Source organism: Candidatus Omnitrophota bacterium (assembly GCA_023819145.1).
Lineage (GTDB): Bacteria > Omnitrophota > Gorgyraeia > DTHP01 > DTHP01 > JBFWKV01.
This window is the reverse complement of the sequence record JAMWCW010000004.1, coordinates 93,023-115,006: the sequence shown is the minus strand read 5'-3', so window position 1 is coordinate 115,006 and position 21,984 is coordinate 93,023. Positions and strand designations below refer to the sequence as shown.

At 36.4% G+C, this 21,984-nt stretch carries 23 protein-coding genes; all 23 read left to right on the top strand.

The features are described 5' to 3' along the window. The first annotated feature begins 109 nt into the window (after window positions 1-109). Window positions 110-1,558, top strand: coding sequence for a hypothetical protein (locus NC818_03475; GenBank protein ID MCM8783822.1), 1,449 nt, complete (start codon window positions 110-112; stop codon window positions 1,556-1,558). Window positions 1,559-1,703: 145 nt separating this feature from the next. Further along, the gene (gene rpmE, locus NC818_03470) at window positions 1,704-1,910 is read left to right on the top strand and encodes a 50S ribosomal protein L31 (GenBank protein MCM8783821.1); all 207 of its coding nucleotides are present in this window, start codon (window positions 1,704-1,706) and stop codon (window positions 1,908-1,910) included. Next, window positions 1,907-3,028, top strand: coding sequence for a peptide chain release factor 1 (gene prfA, locus NC818_03465; GenBank protein MCM8783820.1), 1,122 nt, complete (start codon window positions 1,907-1,909; stop codon window positions 3,026-3,028). The genes rpmE and prfA overlap by 4 nt, the downstream gene beginning before the upstream one ends. Further along, window positions 3,025-3,945, top strand: coding sequence for a peptide chain release factor N(5)-glutamine methyltransferase (gene prmC, locus NC818_03460; GenBank protein ID MCM8783819.1), 921 nt, complete (start codon window positions 3,025-3,027; stop codon window positions 3,943-3,945). The genes prfA and prmC overlap by 4 nt, the downstream gene beginning before the upstream one ends. Before the next feature lie 55 nt (window positions 3,946-4,000). Next, on the top strand, window positions 4,001-5,263 hold the full coding sequence (gene murA / locus NC818_03455; GenBank protein ID MCM8783818.1) for a UDP-N-acetylglucosamine 1-carboxyvinyltransferase: 1,263 nt from the start codon (window positions 4,001-4,003) through the stop codon (window positions 5,261-5,263). Between the two features lie 39 nt (window positions 5,264-5,302). Then, window positions 5,303-5,545 (top strand): 30S ribosomal protein S16, encoded by a 243-nt coding sequence (gene rpsP / locus NC818_03450; GenBank protein MCM8783817.1) that lies wholly within the window; start codon window positions 5,303-5,305, stop codon window positions 5,543-5,545. A gap of 41 nt (window positions 5,546-5,586) precedes the next feature. After that, on the top strand, window positions 5,587-6,282 hold the full coding sequence (gene trmD / locus NC818_03445) for a tRNA (guanosine(37)-N1)-methyltransferase TrmD (protein MCM8783816.1): 696 nt from the start codon (window positions 5,587-5,589) through the stop codon (window positions 6,280-6,282). Between the two features lie 53 nt (window positions 6,283-6,335). Next, window positions 6,336-6,746 (top strand): 50S ribosomal protein L19, encoded by a 411-nt coding sequence (gene rplS, locus NC818_03440; GenBank protein MCM8783815.1) that lies wholly within the window; start codon window positions 6,336-6,338, stop codon window positions 6,744-6,746. Then, complete coding sequence (locus NC818_03435; GenBank protein MCM8783814.1) at window positions 6,691-7,317, top strand: ribonuclease HII; 627 nt, start codon at window positions 6,691-6,693, stop codon at window positions 7,315-7,317. The genes rplS and NC818_03435 overlap by 56 nt, the downstream gene beginning before the upstream one ends. Then, window positions 7,286-7,660, top strand: a complete 375-nt coding sequence (locus NC818_03430) for a YraN family protein (GenBank protein ID MCM8783813.1) — start codon at window positions 7,286-7,288, stop codon at window positions 7,658-7,660. Before NC818_03435 ends, NC818_03430 begins: the two co-directional genes overlap by 32 nt. A gap of 21 nt (window positions 7,661-7,681) precedes the next feature. After that, the gene (locus NC818_03425) at window positions 7,682-9,331 is read left to right on the top strand and encodes a formate--tetrahydrofolate ligase (GenBank protein MCM8783812.1); all 1,650 of its coding nucleotides are present in this window, start codon (window positions 7,682-7,684) and stop codon (window positions 9,329-9,331) included. A 130-nt stretch (window positions 9,332-9,461) separates the two neighbouring features. Beyond that, entirely contained in the window at window positions 9,462-10,100 is a 639-nt protein-coding gene (locus tag NC818_03420) for a cyclodeaminase/cyclohydrolase family protein (protein MCM8783811.1), read from the top strand. A gap of 1 nt (window position 10,101) precedes the next feature. Continuing rightward, a complete protein-coding gene (locus NC818_03415; GenBank protein MCM8783810.1) occupies window positions 10,102-10,941 on the top strand; it encodes a bifunctional 5,10-methylenetetrahydrofolate dehydrogenase/5,10-methenyltetrahydrofolate cyclohydrolase in 840 nt (279 codons plus the stop codon). A 22-nt stretch (window positions 10,942-10,963) separates the two neighbouring features. Beyond that, the gene (locus NC818_03410; GenBank protein ID MCM8783809.1) at window positions 10,964-11,827 is read left to right on the top strand and encodes a methylenetetrahydrofolate reductase; all 864 of its coding nucleotides are present in this window, start codon (window positions 10,964-10,966) and stop codon (window positions 11,825-11,827) included. A gap of 15 nt (window positions 11,828-11,842) precedes the next feature. Next, entirely contained in the window at window positions 11,843-14,023 is a 2,181-nt protein-coding gene (gene acsB / locus NC818_03405; GenBank protein MCM8783808.1) for an acetyl-CoA decarbonylase/synthase complex subunit alpha/beta, read from the top strand. A 179-nt stretch (window positions 14,024-14,202) separates the two neighbouring features. Continuing rightward, the gene (locus NC818_03400) at window positions 14,203-14,937 is read left to right on the top strand and encodes a hypothetical protein (protein ID MCM8783807.1); all 735 of its coding nucleotides are present in this window, start codon (window positions 14,203-14,205) and stop codon (window positions 14,935-14,937) included. A 215-nt stretch (window positions 14,938-15,152) separates the two neighbouring features. Further along, complete coding sequence (locus NC818_03395) at window positions 15,153-15,338, top strand: DUF3096 domain-containing protein (protein MCM8783806.1); 186 nt, start codon at window positions 15,153-15,155, stop codon at window positions 15,336-15,338. A 14-nt stretch (window positions 15,339-15,352) separates the two neighbouring features. Further along, window positions 15,353-16,654 carry a homoserine dehydrogenase gene (locus tag NC818_03390; GenBank protein ID MCM8783805.1) on the top strand — a complete coding sequence of 434 codons (1,302 nt, stop codon included), beginning with the start codon at window positions 15,353-15,355 and terminating at the stop codon, window positions 16,652-16,654. Next, a complete protein-coding gene (gene thrC / locus NC818_03385) occupies window positions 16,651-17,742 on the top strand; it encodes a threonine synthase (GenBank protein MCM8783804.1) in 1,092 nt (363 codons plus the stop codon). Before NC818_03390 ends, thrC begins: the two co-directional genes overlap by 4 nt. Window positions 17,743-17,814: 72 nt before the next feature. Then, complete coding sequence (locus NC818_03380) at window positions 17,815-17,952, top strand: DUF5679 domain-containing protein (GenBank protein ID MCM8783803.1); 138 nt, start codon at window positions 17,815-17,817, stop codon at window positions 17,950-17,952. 111 nt (window positions 17,953-18,063) lie between these two features. Beyond that, window positions 18,064-18,321, top strand: coding sequence for a ribosome silencing factor (gene rsfS, locus NC818_03375; protein ID MCM8783802.1), 258 nt, complete (start codon window positions 18,064-18,066; stop codon window positions 18,319-18,321). Between the two features lie 10 nt (window positions 18,322-18,331). Beyond that, on the top strand, window positions 18,332-20,029 hold the full coding sequence (argS, locus tag NC818_03370) for an arginine--tRNA ligase (protein MCM8783801.1): 1,698 nt from the start codon (window positions 18,332-18,334) through the stop codon (window positions 20,027-20,029). A 1-nt stretch (window position 20,030) separates the two neighbouring features. Then, a complete protein-coding gene (gene mfd, locus NC818_03365; GenBank protein MCM8783800.1) occupies window positions 20,031-21,983 on the top strand; it encodes a transcription-repair coupling factor in 1,953 nt (650 codons plus the stop codon). Window position 21,984 lies beyond the last annotated feature (1 nt).

The following is a 21,984-nucleotide window of genomic DNA, read 5'->3' as shown; positions in this document are numbered from 1 at the left end:
TATTTTAGATTTGTTTTGTCCCATGACATGTAATTATAGTTACCTATTTTATATATATTGAGTTAAGTCTTAAAAACTTTTATCATCTACAAATACAGAATTATATTTTATGGAAAGAATCGTATCGATGGGTAGAGTTATTTTTCTGTGTATTTTGTTATTTCTTTTTATTCCCAATTTAACATTTTCGTATCTTCCAAGAGAAGAAACAGATGATTTATCGCTGAATACGGCAATTAATCATTCTGAAGGATGTCAGTTTCCTCTACTATATGATTATATCTTACAAGATGTTTCTCTTATACAGGATGAAGAACATACTTTTTCTCCTTCCTCTTATAGGAATTTTCCCGGTTCAGAGGTAACGCGATATTTATGGTTTGAGGAATTGAAGTTGCTTGTTCCCTATGCTACTCCAGATGAAATCCTTGCACTTACTCAAGGAATATCCGCGGGTGATTCTTTTTGGCCGGAGTATGATGAGGAGTATTTGTATGCACGCATTTTTAGTCCGCTATTTCATTGCAGACCCCTAAGTAAGATACTTAGTGATAAAAATGCATCTTTAGAAGAGATAGTTATAATTCAAGCTATTGCCCTGGATATTGCAGGGTATGAAACAAATTTGGTCGTGGTTCCTATAATGACGCAACAAGGATTCCGACAGTTAATTTTCATTGCCTATAAAAAGCCCGATGAACAAAAATGGCAGGTTATGGAAAATCCCACATTGAGGAAATTAGAATATTCTTTTGAGCCTCATGAGAAGATAGAAGATTTGGCAAGAGATATGAGTCCTTTATTTGAGGCATATTGGTTACAGCCTGTCTTTAGACATGTTAGTGTTAGGGATTATCCAACAGTTCCTTCCATTGTCCTAAGTGATTCAGAGTTATTAGCAAACCTCAAGAACCAATTCTTGAAGTTATGCAGGCACTTTGGAATTGATGTAGAAGGGTTAGATTATGTTGATAGTAATGATATCCTGGGCTCGCTAATTACATTGTTTGAACCACTTATGCTTCCAGAATATGTGTTACAGTTGATAGGTCCGGGGTTAATCGTCTTTCGTAATTTGACTCAAGACTTACATAAATTCCCTGGAGGTAAATCCACCTATCGTAGTGGATTTAGAAATTTTTCTACAATTGTTGTTAACCATAATTTAGATGGATGTGTTCTTCTGCACGAAATTGCACATATTTGCCATCAATGTTTAGGGGTTAGAAATATATCCGCATTAGGTTTTAGAGCCGATAGTCAGTTCTTAGATAATTTTTATTATTCTGGGAAATATGACCTTAACCTGGAAACTTTTGCTGTTATGGTAGCTAATTATGTGCATAATCCCTTACGTCTAAGGTTACACATTATAGAAAGGATGGAAGCGGGAGATTTTATAGCGGTTTCAAACTACCTGATTATAAAAGACTATTTATTCTCTGGTGTTGAGTACGGTGATACTGATAAGAGCAGCATCTGGTGGACCAGAGAAAATGATATAAATTATATCTGGTATCGTCGGAATGGTATAGAACATTGCTTCTTACATCCCTGACACCCTGGGGTTGGTTTTAAAGAGCAGATTTTTAAGCCTGCCAGTATTTGATTAATGCTTTCTATATCGATTATTAGAGGTATTTTTGTTTGAAAAACATGATAAAATTTGATAAAATATCTAAAATTTGGATAAGGAGGAAAAAATGAAAAAAGGTATTCATCCGGAGTATAAAGAAACTACAATTACTTGCAGTTGTGGCGAAGTGATTCATACTCGGTCTACTAAACAAAACATCCGCATTGAAATCTGCAGTAAATGCCATCCCTTTTTTACGGGTAAACAGAAACTGGTTGATTCTGCAGGAAGAGTTGAGAGATTTCAGAAGAAATATGGTTCTTCGAACAAATGAACGCTGCAATTATCAAAAAATTCATTCAACTGGAAGAGAGATTTGTTGATATTGAAAAAGAATTAACCTTACCCGAGACGATAAATGATAAGATAAAATATCAAAACCTTTCTAAAGAGTTGAGTAAGCTTTCTTATACAATTGGTAGATTCCGTGAATATAAACGTATAAACGAAGAATTGAATAACTTGCAATCTGTTCTCAGAACCGATGATGCAGAGATTAAGGAAATTGCCGAGAAAGAATACAAAGAATTGGAAGGAAAAAAGATAAACTTAGAAGAGGAACTGGAAACTATTTTCTTAGAAGAAGAAGATCCTAATGCCGGTAGAGATATTATTGTAGAGATACGCGCAGGGACAGGGGGGAAGGAAGCATCGCTATTTGTCGCAGATTTATACAGGATGTATACCAAATTTGTCAGCCGTTGTGGCTTAAGATACGAGCATATAGACTCTCATCCTACTGAATTGGGTGGATTTAAAGAAATTATCTTTTCTGTACAGGGACAGAATGCATACAGTATGTTTAAATTTGAATCGGGTGTGCACCGTGTCCAACGAATTCCAGTTACAGAATCTTCAGGACGCATTCATACCTCAGCAGTTTCCGTGGTGGTGATGCCAGAACCGGAAGATGTAGAAGTAGAGATAGACCCTAAGGATATTCGCATCGATGTGTATCGTTCTTCAGGTCCGGGTGGACAATCTGTAAATACTACAGATTCCGCAGTAAGAATTACGCATTTACCTACTAATATTGTGGTTACCTGTCAAGATGAACGTTCACAGATAAAGAACAGAGCGAAAGCGATGCGTGTGCTTAAGGCAAGGCTTCTTGACTTTAAGATAAGAGAGAGGAAGGATAAAATAGACCAAACGCGAAAGAATTTTATTGGCACAGGGGATCGGAGTGAGAAGATAAGAACTTATAACTTTCCTCAACGAAGAGTCACTGACCACAGGATAAATTTTACTCTTTATAAACTAGAAGAAGTTCTCGAGGGTGACCTTATGGAATTGATTCAATCTTTACAAAAAGCAGAGAGAGAAGAGAAATTGAAGCATAGATTAGCGGATATATCATCAAACACAAGTGATAAAGATTTCATAAAATGACCGCAGTTATTACTCATAAAGATGATACAGTGTTAGAGTGTATAAACTGGGCTACAAAGTATTTAGATAGTAATGATGTAGAAAATCCTCGGCGTAATGCAGAGGAGATTTTTTCATTTATTTCCAAAAAAGACCGCCTGCAAATATATTTGGAAAGAGAATACAAATTAAAGGAAGATGTTAAAAAAGAGTTTTTGCATTTTATAAAAATACGGGCAAAAGAAAAATATCCTCTTCAGTATATTACTGGAAACACAGAGTTCTACGGCTTGAACTTTATAGTTTTTCCAGGGGTTTTTATTCCTCGTTGTGATACAGAAATACTCGTTGAGGCGGTAATAAAAATTGTTGAATTTTCTCAAAAAAGAATTTTAAGGTTATTAGACATCGGAACGGGATCAGGGTGTATTTCTATCTCTTTAGCAAAAAAAATATCTAATGTTTGGATAACCGCTACCGACATTTCCTTAGAGGCATTAGAGGTGGCAAAATCTAACGCTTTGTTTAATAATGTTTCTGAAAAAATTGAATTTATTCAGAGCGACATCTTTGATAATCTACGATTTTCTTATTCCTGTTACGACATTATTGTTTCCAATCCACCATATATCCCGACATCTGAAATCAACTGTTTGCAAGAAGAGGTAAAATTTGAACCTCGGATTGCTCTTGACGGTGGAGAGAACGGGCTTTTTTATATCAGAAAAATTATCAGCGAGTCACCTCATTATCTATCTCCCGATGGTATTTTGATTATGGAGATTGGTGCGGGACAGAAGAAAGAAGTAGAAAAGATATTTTCTCATTCTGAGTTTACCCAATTAGATTTTATTAAAGACCTTCGGGGAATAGAAAGAGTGGTTGTTTTATATCGAGGTAGAACAAATTCTATTAAGACCAATGGTCAAAACAATTAAATTTGCATATTATAAAGAGATTAACCGTTGGTAATCCAATAATATTGATTGTATTATGGATAAACTTATTATAGAAGGCGGTAAGCCCTTAGAAGGGACAGTAGCAATTAGCGGTGCAAAAAATTCCTGCTTGCCTATTATGGCCGCATCTCTTCTTACCGACGAACCTTGTAAAATTAGAAATGTACCTCCCTTACGGGACATTCATACAATGATTAGACTTTTAAGGGCATTAGGGATGAAAGCGGAGTGGGACAATTACACTGTTACAGTTGAACCACAGAATAAAAGGAAATACATTGCTCCCTATAGTTTAGTAAAGACAATGCGTGCTTCTATTTGTGTATTAGGTCCTTTATTGGCTAAACTCCATAAAGCAGAAGTTTCTATGCCCGGAGGTTGTGTTATTGGACACCGGCCTATCGATCTCCATCTGAAAGGGCTTTCTGCTTTAGGAAGTAAGATTAATATCGAACACGGTTATATCGTAGCCAGGGCAAAAAAAATTAAGGGAACACGGGTTTATTTAGGAGGACCTTTTGGTTCTTCGGTTTTGGGCACCGCGAATGTGATGATGGCAGCGGTTTTGGCAAAGGGGAAAACTTTAATAGAAAATGCTGCTTGCGAACCGGAAATTATTGACTTGGCAAACTTTCTACTTAAAATGGGAGCTAAAATAAAAGGCATAAATACCCCTATCATTGAAATAGAAGGAGTAGACGGTCTAAAGGGTGTTGATTATTCCGTTATTCCTGACCGAATCGAGACAGGTACTTATATGATTGCAGGGGCGATTACTGAAGGAGATATATGTATAAAATCTGCCTGTATTGAACATCTGGGAGCAGTAGTAGATAAATTGAGGGAAACAGGAATAGAGATAAATTGTTATGGTGATAGTATAAGAGTAAGAAGACGAAGAAAATTGAAACCAGTGGAGGTAACAACTTTACCCTATCCTGGTTTTCCTACCGATATGCAAGCCCAGATGATGGCTTTGATGACTGTAATCGATGGTATTTCGGTAATTACTGAGAAGATTTATCCGGATAGATTCATGCATGTAGCAGAATTAAATCGCATGGGAGCAGAAATTATGTTGGAAGGAGCTTCAGCTATTGTTAAGGGAGTTAAAAGATTAAGCGGAGCACCGGTGATGGCTTCTGATTTACGGGCTTCCGCCGCTTTAGTTCTTGCGGGACTTGTGGCAAAAGGTAAAACAGAAGTATCTCGTATTTACCATCTGGACCGTGGGTATGAAAATATGGAAAAAAAGTTGGTTAAGTTGGGCGCTAGGATTAAACGGGTGAAAGATTAATAATCATAAACAAGGGTTTCTGAATGAAAGGAGAGGAAAATGGCGTTAATAATTAAGATGGTAAGGTTTGGTACGAAGCACAAACCACATTATAAGATAGTAGTTGCCTGTCAGCAGAAAAGCAGAGATTCCGACTTTGTTGAACAACTGGGTATTTACAGTCCTAATTCCAATCCTGCTTTATTCAATATTGATCGCAGGCGCATGGACGTCTGGTTAAAAAAAGGTGCCAAACCAACGCAATCTGTGAAAAGTTTACTCAAGAAGGAAAAAGTTATTTAGTTGATTCTTTGTTTTTGCTTTGTTTATTTAAAATTGAGCTGATTATGGAAATAGACATTATTACCATTTTTCCCGAGATGTTTAATCCAGTTTTAGGAGAGTCAATGTTGAAAATTGCTCAGGAGAAGAATTTAGTCAAGATTAGGATTCACGATTTAAGAAGGTGGTCAAAAGATAAGCATAGAAAAGTAGACGATAGACCATTTGGCGGAGGGCCAGGGATGGTAATGAAGATAGAACCTATATATAATGCTTTAGAAGAATTAAAGAAAAGAGATTCAAAGACCATCTTACTTTCCCCACAAGGTACGATATTCAAGCAGAGAATAGCAGAGAGTTTTTCCAAAGAAAAACATCTCATCTTTATTTGTGGTCACTACGAAGGAGTAGATGAGCGAGTGAGGGCATATCTCATAGATGAGGAAATTTCGATAGGTGATTATGTTCTTACTTGCGGAGAGTTACCAGCAATGGTTGTTGTAGATGCGGTAGTTCGTTTGATTCCCGGTGTTTTAGGAAGCAGTGATTCTTTGAATGAAGAGAGTTTTTCTTCTGGTTTCCTTGAATATCCACAATATACTCGGCCAGCGAGTTTTAAAGGATGGAGAGTTCCTGCTATTCTTCTCTCTGGAGACCATAAAAAGATAGTAGAGTGGCGAAAAATGGAATCGATGAAGAGGACGCATGAAAAAAGACCCGATCTTTGGGACAAAAACAAAAAAGAGCTAAAAATATGATTGTAAACTAATTTTTTTTTGCTATAATCATAATCAAAAAAAGAGGTGATAAAATGGAAATAATAAATGATTTGACGAGGAGTTATGTAAAAAAAACAATCCCCGTTTTCAAAATTGGAGATACTGTAAGAGTTGAGGAAAAGATAGTTGAGCAAGATAAATCACGCATTCAGATATTTGAAGGGATAGTAATTGCTCGGAAAGGAAGTGGAATTTCTGAGACTTTTACGGTGCGGAAGATTACCTATGGAGTGGGAGTAGAAAAGACATATCCTTTACATTCTCCTTTTGTAGAAGGGATTAGTGTAATTAGGAAAGGAAGGGTTCGAAGAGTTAAGCTTTATTATTTGAGAGCGAAAATAGGGAAAGGGGCAAGGATAGAAGAGAAAGAAGGTCTTAAGGAAGATTTTGGTACGGATAATGTTCCTTTGGGAAAAGAATCTGCTGAGGAAAAAGAAATTTGAATTTATTGCTGGATTAGACGAAGCCGGACGCGGTCCTCTTGCTGGTCCTCTTGTAGTGGCAGCAGTTATTTTAAAGCCAGAACAGAGGAAGATTTATCTCTCGCATAAAATTGCAGATTCTAAATTGCTTACCCCTAAACAGCGTGCAGAAGCTTTCAAAGAGATAATTAAGAGCGCATGGATTGGGATTGGCATAGCAGAGGTTGGACTTATAGATAATACTAACATTTTTTATGCTACTCAATTTGCTGCCGATTCAGCTTTAATTAATTTAAGGAAAAAACCAGATTACGTTCTAACCGACGCAGGGATACAAATATCTTCAAATTATCCTTACACTTGCATTATTAAAGGAGAGTCGAAGAGTTTTTCCATCGCCTGTGCTTCGATTGTGGCTAAAGTAATTAGAGATAGAATAATGGAGGTTTACGACTTTTTTTTCCCACATTATGCATTTAAATTACACAAAGGATATGGAACACAATTACATTTTAATTTATTAAAAAAACATGGTCCATCTCCCCTTCATCGCCAAAGTTTTGCGCCCATCAGAGATTGGTTCAAAAGGTGAAAACTTAGCCGCAGGTTTTCTAAGGAAGAAAGGATTACAAATATTAGCAAGGAATTACCGCTTTAAGAGACAAGAAGTAGATATTATTGCCCAAGACAGGGATACAATCTGTTTTGTAGAAGTTAAAACCAGAACCAATAAAGAATTTGGTTTACCCGAAGAAGCGATTACCCTGAAAAAGAGAAAACATCTTATTAATCTTGCAGTTAATTATATAAAGAGATTTCAGTTAATAGGGTATAATGTTCGTTTTGATGTAGTCGCCATAAACTGGGATAAGAAGATTCCCCAAATCAACTATATAAAGAACGCTTTTCTTACAGATGACTTTTGGTCGGTTTGACGATTATACCTACAAAATAATATGCAGACACCGCGATTGAAACAGATTCGAGAGATTGCACGTCTTGCAGGAATAAGGGAAGACGAATTAGAGTTATTTGGAGAACATAAGGCTAAGATAAAACTGGATATTTTTCAACGCATCGCTTCTCGTCCGAATGGGAAACTTATTACTGTTACGACCATTACTCCCACTAAGTCTGGTGAAGGGAAAACCAGTACTGCTATTGGTCTAACACAGGCTTTAGGAAAGTTGAAAAAGAATGTAATTCTCTGTCTTCGTGAACCATCATTAGGACCAATGTTTGGAACAAAAGGGGGGGCAACCGGTAGTGGATTTTCACAAGTTTTACCTGCTGAAGATATAAACTTGCATTTTACTGGAGATATACACGCCGTAACCTCTGCACACAATCTTTTAGCTTCAATTATTGACAATCACATATACTTTGGGAATGATTTGGATATAGATTTAAATAAGGTTTTCTGGAGAAGAGCGATTGACATAAATGATAGACAACTTCGTTATATTCAATGTGGTTTAGGTGGTAAAGTACATGGTTTTGTGCATAATTCTGGTTTTGACATAAGCGCTTCTTCTGAAGTGATGGCAGTTTTATCTATGGCTTTGAGTGTAGAAGATTTAAAGAAGAGGCTTTCGCGTATTATTGTTGCCTATACGAAGAATGGTAAACCTGTTACTGCAGGAGTTCTTAGAGCAAGTGGGGCGATGGCGGTTTTACTTAGGGATGCTTTGAAGCCAAATCTGGTCCAGACCTGCGAAGGTCAGCCTGTTCTTATACACGGAGGTTGTTTTGCTAACATTGCTCATGGGAATAATTCTCTTATTGCCACAAAACTGGCTCTTAAGTTAGCGAACTATGTAATTACTGAAAGTGGTTTTGGAACAGATTTAGGTATGGAAAAATTCTTTAACATTGTTTGCCAAGAAGCTGATTTAAAGCCTGACTTAGCACTGTTGGTGGTTTCGGCAAAAGCTTTGAAAATTCAGGGAGGAAAGGATGAGAAAAAAGTAGGAGAAAAAAATCTTCGCTATCTAGAAGCGGGTTTTAAGAATCTTGACCATCATGTTGATAATGTTTTGAAATTTGGTGTTCCCGTGGTCGTGGCTATAAATCGTTTCCCTAAAGACTATACCGATGAACTCAATGCGATAAAACTTCATTGTGAGGCTAAAGGAATTAAGGCAGTTATTTCGGAAGTAGTGGCAAAGGGAGGAGAAGGAGGGAAGGAATTGGCAGAGGTTGTTTTGAGAACACTTCAGGTAAACCCTTCATTTTTTAAACCGTTGTATAAATTAGAATTGCCCTTGAAGAAAAAGATAGGGATAATTGCCACTGAAATATACGGAGCGAAAAATGTTGAATATTCTTCAGAAGCAGAAAAAGAGTTGGAACATTTAGAGCATTTAGGATTTGGTAATTTGCCCGTTAATATTGCCAAAACCCATCTTTCTCTCTCTGACAATCCGAAAATTAAAGGGGTTCCTACTGGTTGGAATTTAAGGATTAAAGAAGTAAAAATTTTTTCAGGGGCAGGCTTTGTTGTTCCGGTTGCAGGAGAGACTTTACTTATGCCCGGGCTCCCCAAAAACCCCTTGGCAGAGAAACTGGATATTACTAGCGAAGGCAAGATAATTGGAATATCATAGAGCTAATGTATCAAAAAATTATGCCACAAAATTGGCGGGTTCGCCGAGTATCGAGGCAGGTAGAGATTAAAAAGCAGAATGCATAGTTTAAAGATTCTTGTTTTGATATTTGTATTTTGAGGTTTTTTAAATGGTGTATCTTAATCAAAATCTTAAAAAATATCTTGATGATTTAGCAGATAAAAAACCTGCTCCGGGAGGAGGTTCAGCAGCAGCTTTGGTATCTGCGATGGGTAGTGCCCTCATAAGCATGGTTTGCAACTTTACCATCGGAAGAAAAAAATATAAAGAGATGGAAGAAGAGGTTAAGAAATTTTTTGAAGATAACGAATCTTTGCGTTTTCGGCTCATGGAACTTATTGATTTAGATATAACTGCTTATGAAAAAGTAAATCAAATTCGAAAGGCGGTTAAAGAAAATTCAAAAGAAAAAGACAGAATTATGTTCCGGGAGGCAATAAGAGAAGCAATAGCCGTTCCTTTAGAGGTATGCCAGTTGTCTATAAGGGTTTTAAAGATATGTAGGAGTTTAGTAGACATAACAAACATCAATTTGATAAGTGACCTTTATGCATCTGCAAGTCTACTTAAGGCAGGCTTTCAATCCGCCCTCGTGAATATTGAGATAAATCTAAATAACTTGAAAGATTGTAATTATATAGTTGAAATAAGGAAAATCATAGAGCCGCTGATTAAAGAAAACGAGACGATTTCCGAGTTAATTAAAGAGAGGGTTAAAGAAAAAATGTTCGAGAAAAACGGAGAATAATATAATGGCTAAATTATTGGAAGGGAAAATGCTGGCAGATAAGATTAAAGAAAGTTTAAAAAGAGAAATTGAAGCTTTGAATGATAATCTCATTTTGGCTTCTATTCAGGTAGGAGAAAATCCTTCTTCAGAAATCTATTTGAGGCAGCAGAGAAAAACGGCTGAGGATTTAGGAATAAAATATTGTCTCTTTAAATTAGACGAGAGAGTTCAAGAGGGTAAACTGATTCAGTTAGTTGAAGATTTGAATGAGGACAGGACAATAAAGGGGATAATCATCCAGATGCCTTTGCCCAGTCAAATTAATCGCCAGAGAGTTATAGAAAAAATAAATGTTTTAAAAGATATAGAAGGAATCCATCCGGAAAATTTAGGGTATATTTTTTTAGGTAAACCACGTTTTATACCTTGCACTGCAGAGTCAGTATTTGAATTAGTTAAATATACGGGTATAAATCTGTATGGTAGAGAGGTAGTTATAGTAGGACATAGTGAAATCGTCGGAAAGCCTTTAAGTTTACTTTTCTTGAATGAGTTTTCCACAGTTACAGTTTGTCATATTGGTACATCCGATGCGGGGCATTTAGAGGAGCATGTAAAAAGAGCAGAGATTTTAGTAGTAGCTGTAGGGAAGGCAGGTGTAATTAAAGGAGAGTGGATAAGAGAAGGAGCGATTGTTATTGATGTAGGGATAAATAAGGTAGGAGATAAGATTGTAGGAGATATAGAATTTGAAAAAGCAAAAGAAAAAGCAAGTTTTATTACTCCTGTTCCCGGAGGAGTAGGACCACTCACTGTTACCATGCTTATGCGCAATTTGGTAAAAGCACTAAAGATTTAGCATCAGGATATTTGATTTTAAGATGGCATTTAGAGATAAACTTGAACAAGGTGAATTCATCATTACTTCAGAAATCGCTCCCCCCAAGGGAACCGAAGTAAATAGGCTCTTAGAAGAGATAGAGGTTCTAAAAGATAGGGTTGATGCTATTAATGTTACCGATTTGCAATCTTCGGTGATGCGTCTTGGTTCATTAGGAATGTGTATCGTTCTTAAACAGAGAGGATTTGAGCCTATATTCCAATTAACCTGTAGGGACCGGAATCGACTTGCCCTACAATCAGATCTTTTAACTGCCTCTTTATTTGGGATAGAAAATATTCTTGCTTTAACTGGAGACCATCCCCACTTAGGCGACCATCCCCATGCAAAGCCAGTTTTTGACCTTGATTCGGTACATCTTCTGGAAGTGATTAATATCCTTAACGAAGGTAAAGATATGATGGGTAATTTTTTGGAAGGAAAACCAAATTTTCTTCCGGGAGCAGTGGTTAACCCCGGAGCTGACCCATTGGAGCCAGAGATCATTAAGATGGAGAAGAAAATTAAAGCAGGAGCCCAATTTTTTCAAACACAGGCAGTATTTGATATTGACTCTTTTGTTAGTTTTATTAGAAAAGTAGAACCTTTTAAAATTCCTATTTTAGCAGGCATTGTTTTATTAAAATCAGCAAAAATGGCGCGTTATATGAATGATAATGTAGCCGGAGTGAAGATTCCTGAAAAAATTATAAAAAGAATAGAAAGTACCCAAGATAAAGTATCCACTTCGATAGAGATAACTGTAGAAATTATTAGGGAAATAAAACCAATGTGTCAAGGGATTCACATTATGCCTATCGGCTGGAATAAAATCGTTCCTAAAATTCTTGATTATTTAGGATAATAAAAGGGGGATAAGATGTCTTTAGATGTTATTATTAATTTAGGTAAAAAGGGATTAGAAAAACTGTTAGCAGTTACCCAACAAGAGATAGAAAAGAATATAGAGAAATATGGAAAGAGAAAAGAAATTTCTTTTCCAGAAACTAATTACTATTTTCCTTTAGCTTACGCTCTGCTTAATATAGAAGTAAAAACATTAGATGATTTACTTACCGTCTTTGAAGAAGTCAAAAAATTGGATAAAAATCAACCTGCTAAAAATGGACTTTTTATTTCTTATTTAGATGGATTATTTAATAAAGGAATGGCTACTTTATTGTGTGAAGAAATAATCGCAGGAATTAAAACTCTTAATAAGGAACATCCTCAAGATGGTTTCTTGGGTTTTATTCCCGACCGCATACTTCGTTCTTTGGGAGTACAGCTTGTGGATGGGCGTATTGCGGGAGTTTCTGTAATCCTTGGTACTACTCCTAATAAGGATATAGCAGAAAATATAATTAGAGGATTTCAAACAAGATCCATCGTTAGTTTATTGGTAGGAAATATAGAAGGAAAAACTTTTAAAAAACAACTTGAAGAAAAAAAAGTAGAATTGGGTTTAGAAGAATATATTGTCAGCTTGGGGGAAGATTATTTATCAGCAATTTATGCGGTAAATTTCGCTATTAGGGCTCCGCTTATTTACGGGGGAATTAAACCTGGAGACTGGAAACAAATTATGGAATACATTAAAAATAGAGTTCCTGCCTTTGTGCTTCTTTTAGGACATATAGATGAAATTTTAGTAGCCACAGGGTTAGGGGTTATTGCTTTAGGAATACCGATTATTACCAATTTAGATGTTCCTCAAATAGGAAAACTCGAAACTACTTTACACGAAGCTTTAGTAACCGAAAGAGACTATAAGAAGATAGTAGAAAGCTGTATTTTAACACGGGGTATTAAAGTAAAAACTATTGCTATCAATATCCCTATTGCTTATGCTCCTGCTTTTGAAGGAGAAAGAGTAAGAAAAGAGAATCTCTATGTAGAATTTGGGGGAAGGAAAAGTTTGTCCTTTGAATATCTTGTTTCTCGTAAACTCAATGAAATAGAAGATGGAAAAATCGAAATCTTTGGTTCGGATATAGATTCCTTAAAAGATAAAATTATGCCCTTAGCGATAATTGTAGAGGTTTCTGGAAGAAAAATGGAAAAGGATTTTGAGCCCATTTTAGAACGTCAGATACATCGTTTTATAAACTATGCTCAAGGTATAATGCATATCGGGCAAAGAGATATGAATTGGATAAGAATATCACGCGAAGCATTTGATAAAGGTTTTCGCCTTAAGCATATAGGAGTAATTCTCCATGCAATGTTTCATCGAGAATACGGAGCGATCGTGGATAAGTTGCAAGTTAAAATTTATACAGAGTTAAAGAAAATAGAAAACTTACTTATAGGAGCGAAAAAGACATACGAAGAGCGAGATGCAAGAATTGGAGAAATGACCGATGAGAATGTAGACACATTTTATTCTTGTACACTTTGTCAAAGTTTTGCTCCCAATCATGTTTGTATTATTACTCCCCAGCGTTTAGGACTTTGTGGAGCCTATTCTTGGTTAGATGCAAAAGCTTCTTATGAAATTATGCCTTCTGGTCCAAATCAGCCCATTTTAAAAGGAGAAGTTATTGATTCTAAATTAGGCCAATGGGAAAATGTTAATGAATTTATTCATCAAAAATCAAATCGTACTGTGGAAAAGGTGAGTATGTATTCACTTATGGACTCACCACAAACCTCCTGTGGTTGTTTTGAGTGTATTGTGGCGGTTCTTCCTGAGACAAATGGCGTAATGATTGTAAACAGAGACTATACTGGGATGACTCCTTGTGGTATGACTTTTACTACTCTTGCTGGTTCTGTAGGCGGAGGAGTGCAGACGCCTGGTTTTTTAGGTGTGGGTAAGCTTTATATGGTGAGTAAAAAATTTATCTCTGCAGAAGGAGGTTTTTTAAGAATTGTCTGGATGCCCAAGGAATTGAAAGAAGAATTAAGAGAAAAATTAGAAAAAAGAGCAAAAGAAGAAAATACCCCTGACTTCTTAGATAAAATTGCCGATGAAACCGTGGCTACAAGTATGGAGGAACTTCTTCCTTTCTTGGAAAAAGTCAAACACCCTGCCTTGAAGATGCCCGCTCTTATATAACCAGAAATACATCCCTCCCCAAAAACTCTCCATTCCCCCCCCCCCAAAAAAAATTTTCCCACTTACGAAAAGGAAATATTTTGGTATAAAGTAAAAAAATCTCCCTACCTTGACAACTCTATGAAGTGCTGTTATACTTATTTTAGGACTATTAAAAACATTATACAAAGGAGGGGAGAATGAGATATTCAGGGATTTGTAGGTTGTTTTTAGTATCGGTTTTGCTTTTTGCAGTAGTTTTAGGTTGTAGTGAAATTGCAAGTATTGACGGTAACGCAGATTTTCTACGCAGGGCAAAAGACCCTGATTTGCGCGATGAAGATGCTTTATTTGCAGGCTTAACAGGTCCTATCGCCGGACGAAGAGTAGCGCTTGATAAAATCATTGAAAAGATAATTTCCTCAACCGGCCCTACCCAGCAAGACTTAGTTAGCCGTTTAGCCGAACAGTTAGATAATGATGATCTTAGTGATGATATTAGAGGAGAAATAATTTTCCGGGTAAGAGATATAATGCCTGCCTTAAGCGATGAATCCGCAAAAAGAACTCTGGCTTTAAAAGTTGCAGACCAGCTAAATAATAATAATCCCTCAATTCGTGTTCTTGCTATTGATGCTATTGCCTGGCGGATTATTCTTCACTTGAATGATGAGATTCTGAAATTGGATTTGACTTTAAAGCTAGTAACTCGCTTTAACGATGACAACCGAGTAGTTCGCGAAAAAGCGGTTGGAGACATCTCTATAATTATATATAATAATATATATCACGAATACTTAAACGCCTCCTCGCTTTACAAAGTAAGCGCCGCAATGGAAGTTGAAATACAGCGCATGAGGAGTGATAGCGAGAGGGATAGGGAGCTTTTAGAAGAAATCCAAAGGATGATTGATTATATATTATATTATTATTAAAGGATAGAAGATTAGCCGCATAAAAAAGAGCCCTACCCAGTGATCTGGTTATTTTAGACAACCATACTTTTGCTATAGGGGGGTAGCTTTAAGCTTAACCAAGGAACTAGCCGAGCATATTTAGTTTTGCATCTATACCTGAAAGTTTATATCATTCCTACCTTATTCAAAAAATCCTTGCTTAAAAACTATTCTTCTGGTATTATATTTTCACTATGCTTATAGGTATATTTTTGATTATCTGTGGTGTACTTATTGCCATTTATCCAAAACTTTTGTCGATAATCGTCGCTTTTTTGCTCATTTTCTTGGGAATTTTATTGGTTATGATTAGTTTACAATTTAAAAGAATCGGTTCCCAGAGAGATTTTTCTTTTTTGAGATTCTTTTTTAGATTGTAATTAGGGGGGAATAAATGAAAGTTATTAATATTGGTTTGTTGGGTTTAGGAACTGTAGGAGAAGGCGTAGCAAAAACGCTTTTAGAAAAGAAAAATTATTTGAAAAATAAATTAGGGTTTGAACTAAAATTAAAGAAGGTTTGTGAAATAGATAAAAAAAAGATTAGAAAATTACACCTTCCTTCAGCAATGGTTACTAAAGATGCCATAGATGTTCTTAATGATGCAGAGATAGATATAGTGGTGGAATTAATTGGGGGGATACATCCGGCAAAGGAATATATTCTTTCTGCTTTTAATAATAATAAACATGTAGTTACTGCCAATAAAGCTCTTTTAGCTGAAGAGGGAAAAGAAATTTTTTCTTTAGCTCATAAAAAAGGTTTAAGTTTAGGGTTTGAGGCAAGTGTTGGTGGAGGGATTCCCATAATTAAAGCAATCCGAGAGAGTCTTATTGGCAATCGAATCATTTCTATTTTAGGGATTCTCAATGGAACCTCAAATTTTATTCTTACAGAAATGTACGAAAAAGGTTTTGATTTTCGGTATGCCTTAAAACTTGCGCAGGATAAAGGTTATGCTGAGAGAAATCCCTATCTGGATATAGAAGGGATTGATTCAGCTCATAAACTCTTGATACTTACTTTATTAGGCTTTGGATACCATGTGAATATAAAGAAGATATATATAGAGGGTATTTCTAATATTTCTTATTTCGATATCCTTTATGCCAAAGAGATGGGTTATGTAATAAAGCTTTTAGCAGTGTCTAAATTAGAGAATCGGCTTCTTGAGATAAGGGTAAACCCAACGCTCATCCCAGAAAAACACCCTTTAGCTTCAGTCAGAGGGATCCATAATGCGGTATACGTTGATGGAGATATGGTAGGTGAGACTATATTTTATGGCGCTGGAGCGGGACAGATGCCTGCTGCCAGTTCGGTTATAAGTGATATCGTAGACTTAGCCAAGGGTATTGTTGCGGGTATTAGTTATAATCGTTTTAATCTATTTTACCCGCAGGGAATAAAAGGATTGCTTCCTCTTAAGGATGTAGAATCACGTTACTATATTCGTTTCATGGCTATTGATAGACCTGGGGTGCTTGCCAAGATTTCTGGTATATTAGGAAAAAAGAAAATTAGTATCGCTTCCGTTAATCAAAAAGAAAGAAGAAGGGCAAGAGTTGTACCGGTAGTTATTATTACCCACGAAGCAAAAGAGCAGAATCTGCGCACTGCCTTGGAGATGATTGAGAAACTTGCGGTGGTAAGAGACAAACCTGTGGCAATAAGAATTGAAGAGTTAAATCCATGAATATAGAAATAGAGTGGCCGGGGGTTATAAAATACTACAAAAAATATCTGCCTGTCTCCTCAAAAACTCCGGTTATCACCTTAAAAGAAGGAAATACGCCATTAGTTCCTTCAAGGTACATCGGTAAGTTATTAGGAAAAAGATTTCAGGTTTACTTTAAATGCGAAGGATTTAATCCCACTGGTTCTTTTAAGGACCGGGGGATGACTGTAGCTGTTTCTAAAGCATGTGAAGATAGAGCAGAAGCCATTATCTGTGCTTCTACAGGGAATACTTCTGCTTCTGCTGCCTGTTATGCCGCACGTGCGGGGATTAAGTGTTTTGTACTTGTTCCTTCCGGTTACATTGCGTTGGGTAAACTTTCTCAGGCTTTGGTCCACGGGGCAAAGGTTTTAGAGATAGAGGGTAACTTTGATGTATGTTTAGAAATAGTTCGTGAAATTACCCATAAATATCCCATAACTTTAGTAAATTCTCTAAACCCTTATCGTATAGAAGGACAGAAGACTGCCAGTTTTGAGATCTGTGATGTTTTAAAAGAAGCACCCGATTTTCACATTATTCCAGTAGGCAATGCAGGTAACATCACTGCTTATTGGAAAGGTTATAAAGAATACCATCAAAATAAAAAGATTAGAAAGCTTCCGCAGATGATTGGTTTTCAAGCAGAAGGAGCTGCTCCTATTGTTAGGGGCAAAGTGATAAAAAATCCTAAAACCATTGCTACCGCTATACGTATAGGCAATCCGGCGAGTTGGGAAAAGGCAGTAGAGGCAAAAGACGAATCAGGTGGTTTTATAGATATAGTTTCGGATAGCGAAATTCTTGAGGCATATAAACTTCTTGCCCAATACGAAGGCATTTTTGTTGAACCAGCTTCTGCAGCCTCTGTTGCAGGATTATTGAAACTCATAAAGAAAAGATATTTCCGTTCCCGGGATTTAAGATTTTCCAAATCAATAAAAAGAATAGTTTGTATCCTTACCGGTCACGGTCTAAAAGATCCTGATTTGGTAATGAGAACGGTTACCCCTCCAAGAAAGATTAATGCCGAATTCAAAAGAATAGTGACAGCATTAGGCTATTGACATAAAAGAGTTTTATGTGATAAACTAATTACACTGTAAAATTAATAACCCTCTTAACAAAAGGAGTCGAAGATGGAAGCATACTGTGTGAAGTGTAAGGCAAAGAAAGAAATGAAGGATGCCCAGAAGGTAACCTTAAAAAATGGGCGCAATGCTGTGAAAGGTAAATGTCCTGATTGTGGAACCACGCTTTTTAGAATCCAGAAATAAAAATTGCTTTTATAACCAGGAGGTGATTGAGAAATAAATTCATACGAAAAAGCAATTTTTATCGCTAAGTTATGTATAGCTAAAAAAGCAGACGATGTAAGAATTCTTGATATTCGGAAAATTTCTACAATTGCCGATTTTTTTGTTATTTGTTCAGGGGCTTCCTTAAAAAGAATGGAGGCCATTAGTGAGGCAGTGAAAGAAGAACTTCTTCTGCGGAGTTTTAAACCATGGCATCAAGAAGGCGCTTCTTCCACGTGGATTTTACTTGATTACGGCGATATCATCGTCCATATCTTTTATGAACCAACCAGAAAATTCTACGATTTAGACCGTCTCTGGGGCGAAGCCCCCACTATAGAATTCTGAATAATTTCTTATGAGTAGAATCTTATATCCAAAAATAAAATCCTGTTTGGAAAATTCCATAAAATACCGTTTCCCTCAATTAAAAGATTCCAAATTAAATATTGAGCTGTTTCTTTGCCACCAGTTAAGTCACGGTGACTTATATTCTAATATTATCTTTAAATTAACTAACTTATTGAAAGATGATATTCAAAACATAGGGAATAATATTCTGTTGGAGTTAGAGAGAGAGATTGAGAAGGATTCCTTTTTAAAGAATATAGTTAAGAAAATCGATTTTCGTCTTCCAGGATTTATTAATTTCTTTTTATCAGAAAAATATCTTTATAGAGAAGTCATCAATTGCCTTATTGAAGGTGATAAGTTTGGAAGTTCCGATTATGGTAAAGGTTCTTCTGTTCTAGTTGAATTTGTAAGTGCTAACCCTACCGGTCCCTTGAGCATAGCTCACGGAAGGCAGGCAGCTATCGGAGATGCTTTAGCAAATGTTCTCTCTTTTTTAGGATATAAGGTAGAGAGGGAATATTATATAAATGATGAAGGAATTCAGATGGATAATTTAGCCAAGTCCATCTGGGTAAGATTTCGGCAATTACTTGGAGAAGAAAAAGATTTCCCCATTGATGGTTATAAAGGAGATTACATATTTGAAATTGCCAAAAGAATTCCTTTGGATAGAGAAAGATTTAAAGAATGGGATATTGAAACCCGGGATTTTTTCATTCGCTTTGGTTGCGAGGAAATATTAAAAATAATAAGAGGAGATTTAGTAAATTTTGGGGTCAAATTTGATAACTGGGTAAGTCAATCTTTCTTAATAAAATCAGGGTGCGTTAAGGAAGTAATTGCATCGTTGGAAGAGAAAGGATTTATTTACCATAAAGAAGGTGCTTTTTGGCTTAAATCCACTCTTTTTGGTGATGATAAAGACAGAGTTGTTCGGAAATCAGACGGTAGTTTAACATATATTGCTTCAGACATTGCGTATCATAAAGATAAATATGAACGTGGATTCAATTGGCTCATTAATCTCTGGGGTCCGGACCACCATGGGTACATTTCTCGTTTACGAGCAGCGGTAAAAGCCTTGGGGTATGATGAGGAAAAATTAAAAATTCTTATTGTTCAATTGGCTAATCTTTATCGAAATGGGAAAGTCGTCCCTATGTCTACGCGTGCAGGGACCTTTATCACTCTGGAAGAAGTGGTAAAAGAAATAGGCAAAGATGTAGCGAGATTCTTCTTCTTAAGTCGTCGTTTGGATAGCCATTTAGATTTTGATATCGCTTTAGCCAAAAAAGATTCTGCAGAAAATCCCGTTTATTACCTTCAATATGCCCATGCCCGGATCAACAGTTTGAAAGAACATGCGCGCGAACGAGGAATAGAATTGGATAAAATCTTAAGTGATTCTAAGGTTATAGATTTGCTAATTTCTCATTTTCAAGAAGAGGAATTGAATATTATCCGTCTCATACATCAGTTTCATTATATAATTTTAGAAGTAGAACGTAATCTTGAGCCCAACATTCTTATAGTTTACCTTCAGATGTTGGCTAAAACTTTTCATCAGTACTATGCACGTTATCGAATTATTGATTCCGACATAGAGAAAAGTTATACTAGATTAATCATGGCTATGGCGGTAGGTGTTGTTATAGGAAATGGGCTAAAACTTCTGGGTATATCTTTGCCGGAGAAGATGTAAAATGTTTGATATGCTCAAGATATTTAAAGGTCAAGAAATTCACCAGGGAGAGTTTATTCGTTGCGTTAATAATTTAGGATACCGGCGGCGAGATGATGTGGACGAAGAAGGAGATTTTTGTTATCGTGGGGAAGTAGTGGAGATTTTTCCTGTTACATTCGAGTCTCCCGTAAAAATTGTATGGGATGAAAAGAAAATAGATTCTTTAAGAGGATTTAATATTGCTACGGGAGAATTATTTAGTTATTATGAAGTAATTATCATTCTCCCTTGCTCTGAAAAAGCCCATCACATAAAGACAGTTTATGAGAGGTTTGATGAAAATTTCCCTATCCAGAATTTTGTAGAGATAAAACCGGGTGACTATGTGGTGCATGTAATTTACGGAATTGGGATATACGAAGGCAGAAGAAAAATTCGTTTAGATAAGAATAGATTTCAGGATTGTCTTGTATTAAGATATAAAGATGGAGCTAAGCTTTATGTTCCTCAGCAGGATATGCATTTGATTCAAAAATACATTGGGTTTGAAGGCAGACCTCCACGTATGTATCGCTTGGGGGCTAAAGAATGGCAGAGAGTAAAGGAAAGGTCGCGTAAAGGAATATGGTCAAAAGCGCAAGAGTTATTGGAGATGCATGCTAAGAGGAAAATACTCACCGGTTTTTCTTTTTCACCGGATTCAGCGTGGCAGAAGGAATTGGAAAAAAGTTTTCCTTATAAGGAAACCCCTGATCAGATAAAGGCAACCTTAGAAGTTAAAAGAGACATGGAATCACCTTATCCTATGGATAGGCTCATCTGTGGTGATGTGGGGTATGGAAAGACTGAAGTTGCTTTACGTGCTGCTTTTAAGGCAGTTATGGATAATAAACAGGTTGCCATATTGGTTCCTACTACAATTCTGGCAGAACAACATTACCATACATTTAAAACTCGGATGCAACATTTTCCTGTTAATATAGAGATGCTTAGTAGGTTTCGCAGTGAAGAGCAGCAAAAGGAAATTGTAACAGCTCTCAATAAAGGGATTATAGATATTGTTATTGGGACGCATCGACTCCTTTCTCCCGACATAAAATTCAAAGACCTTGGTTTGGTAATTACTGATGAGGAACAGCGTTTTGGAGTAGAGCATAAGGAAAAATTGAAGAAATTAAGACTCCTTGTTGATGTGCTTACTCTAACCGCTACTCCTATTCCTCGCACACTCTACATGGCGCTTATGGGAACCAGGGATATGTCTGTAATCAACACCCCTCCTAAGGAGCGTATGCCTGTGGAGACACGCGTCTGCGAATATGATGAAGGTTTTATTCGTCGAGTTATTCTTAACGAGTTAGGGCGGAACGGTCAGGTATTCTTTGTGCATAATCGGGTAGAGGGCATAGAAAAAATTGCCCGAAGATTATCTCAAATTATTCCTGAGGCAAGTATTGGAGTTGCACATGGAAAATTACCTGAACGCATGCTGGAAAAAGTAATGTTAGATTTTATAGAGAAAAGATTTAATGTGCTCGTCTGCACAACTATTATTGAATCAGGTATAGATATACCTAATGTAAATACTATCTTAGTAAATCATGCTGATCATTTTGGTTTATCAGACCTTTACCAATTAAAAGGACGGGTGGGAAGGTTTAACGTAAAGGCATATGCCTACTTTCTCGTATCTAAAGGAGCAGTATTAGATTCTGAGGCAAAGAAGCGGTTATCGGCGATTGAAAAACATACAGAGTTAGGCTCTGGTTTTAAAATTGCCTTGGAAGACCTTCAAATAAGAGGTGCTGGAAACATCCTTGGGACACAACAGCATGGTTATATCTATCAAATAGGTTTTGACTTATACTGTCGTTTACTTCGAGAAGCAATAAATCGTCTCCAGACTTATAAGGAAGAATATGTGAATAGTAATGTTAAGAACCATCGCACTATAGTTCAACAATTGGTCTGAA

Bases quoted from the DNA above. Each gene is read 5' to 3' on its own strand.
- NC818_03475 (MCM8783822.1), top strand. From the start codon at position 110: ATGGAAAGAATCGTATCGATGGGTAGAGTTATTTTTCTGTGTATTTTG.
- rpmE (MCM8783821.1), top strand. From the start codon at position 1,704: ATGAAAAAAGGTATTCATCCGGAGTATAAAGAAACTACAATTACTTGC.
- prfA (MCM8783820.1), top strand. From the start codon at position 1,907: ATGAACGCTGCAATTATCAAAAAATTCATTCAACTGGAAGAGAGATTT.
- prmC (MCM8783819.1), top strand. From the start codon at position 3,025: ATGACCGCAGTTATTACTCATAAAGATGATACAGTGTTAGAGTGTATA.
- murA (MCM8783818.1), top strand. From the start codon at position 4,001: ATGGATAAACTTATTATAGAAGGCGGTAAGCCCTTAGAAGGGACAGTA.
- rpsP (MCM8783817.1), top strand. From the start codon at position 5,303: ATGGCGTTAATAATTAAGATGGTAAGGTTTGGTACGAAGCACAAACCA.
- rplS (MCM8783815.1), top strand. From the start codon at position 6,336: ATGGAAATAATAAATGATTTGACGAGGAGTTATGTAAAAAAAACAATC.
- NC818_03425 (MCM8783812.1), top strand. From the start codon at position 7,682: ATGCAGACACCGCGATTGAAACAGATTCGAGAGATTGCACGTCTTGCA.
- NC818_03420 (MCM8783811.1), top strand. From the start codon at position 9,462: ATGGTGTATCTTAATCAAAATCTTAAAAAATATCTTGATGATTTAGCA.
- NC818_03410 (MCM8783809.1), top strand. From the start codon at position 10,964: ATGGCATTTAGAGATAAACTTGAACAAGGTGAATTCATCATTACTTCA.
- acsB (MCM8783808.1), top strand. From the start codon at position 11,843: ATGTCTTTAGATGTTATTATTAATTTAGGTAAAAAGGGATTAGAAAAA.
- NC818_03400 (MCM8783807.1), top strand. From the start codon at position 14,203: ATGAGATATTCAGGGATTTGTAGGTTGTTTTTAGTATCGGTTTTGCTT.
- NC818_03395 (MCM8783806.1), top strand. From the start codon at position 15,153: ATGCTTATAGGTATATTTTTGATTATCTGTGGTGTACTTATTGCCATT.
- NC818_03390 (MCM8783805.1), top strand. From the start codon at position 15,353: ATGAAAGTTATTAATATTGGTTTGTTGGGTTTAGGAACTGTAGGAGAA.
- thrC (MCM8783804.1), top strand. From the start codon at position 16,651: ATGAATATAGAAATAGAGTGGCCGGGGGTTATAAAATACTACAAAAAA.
- NC818_03380 (MCM8783803.1), top strand. From the start codon at position 17,815: ATGGAAGCATACTGTGTGAAGTGTAAGGCAAAGAAAGAAATGAAGGAT.
- argS (MCM8783801.1), top strand. From the start codon at position 18,332: ATGAGTAGAATCTTATATCCAAAAATAAAATCCTGTTTGGAAAATTCC.
- mfd (MCM8783800.1), top strand. From the start codon at position 20,031: ATGTTTGATATGCTCAAGATATTTAAAGGTCAAGAAATTCACCAGGGA.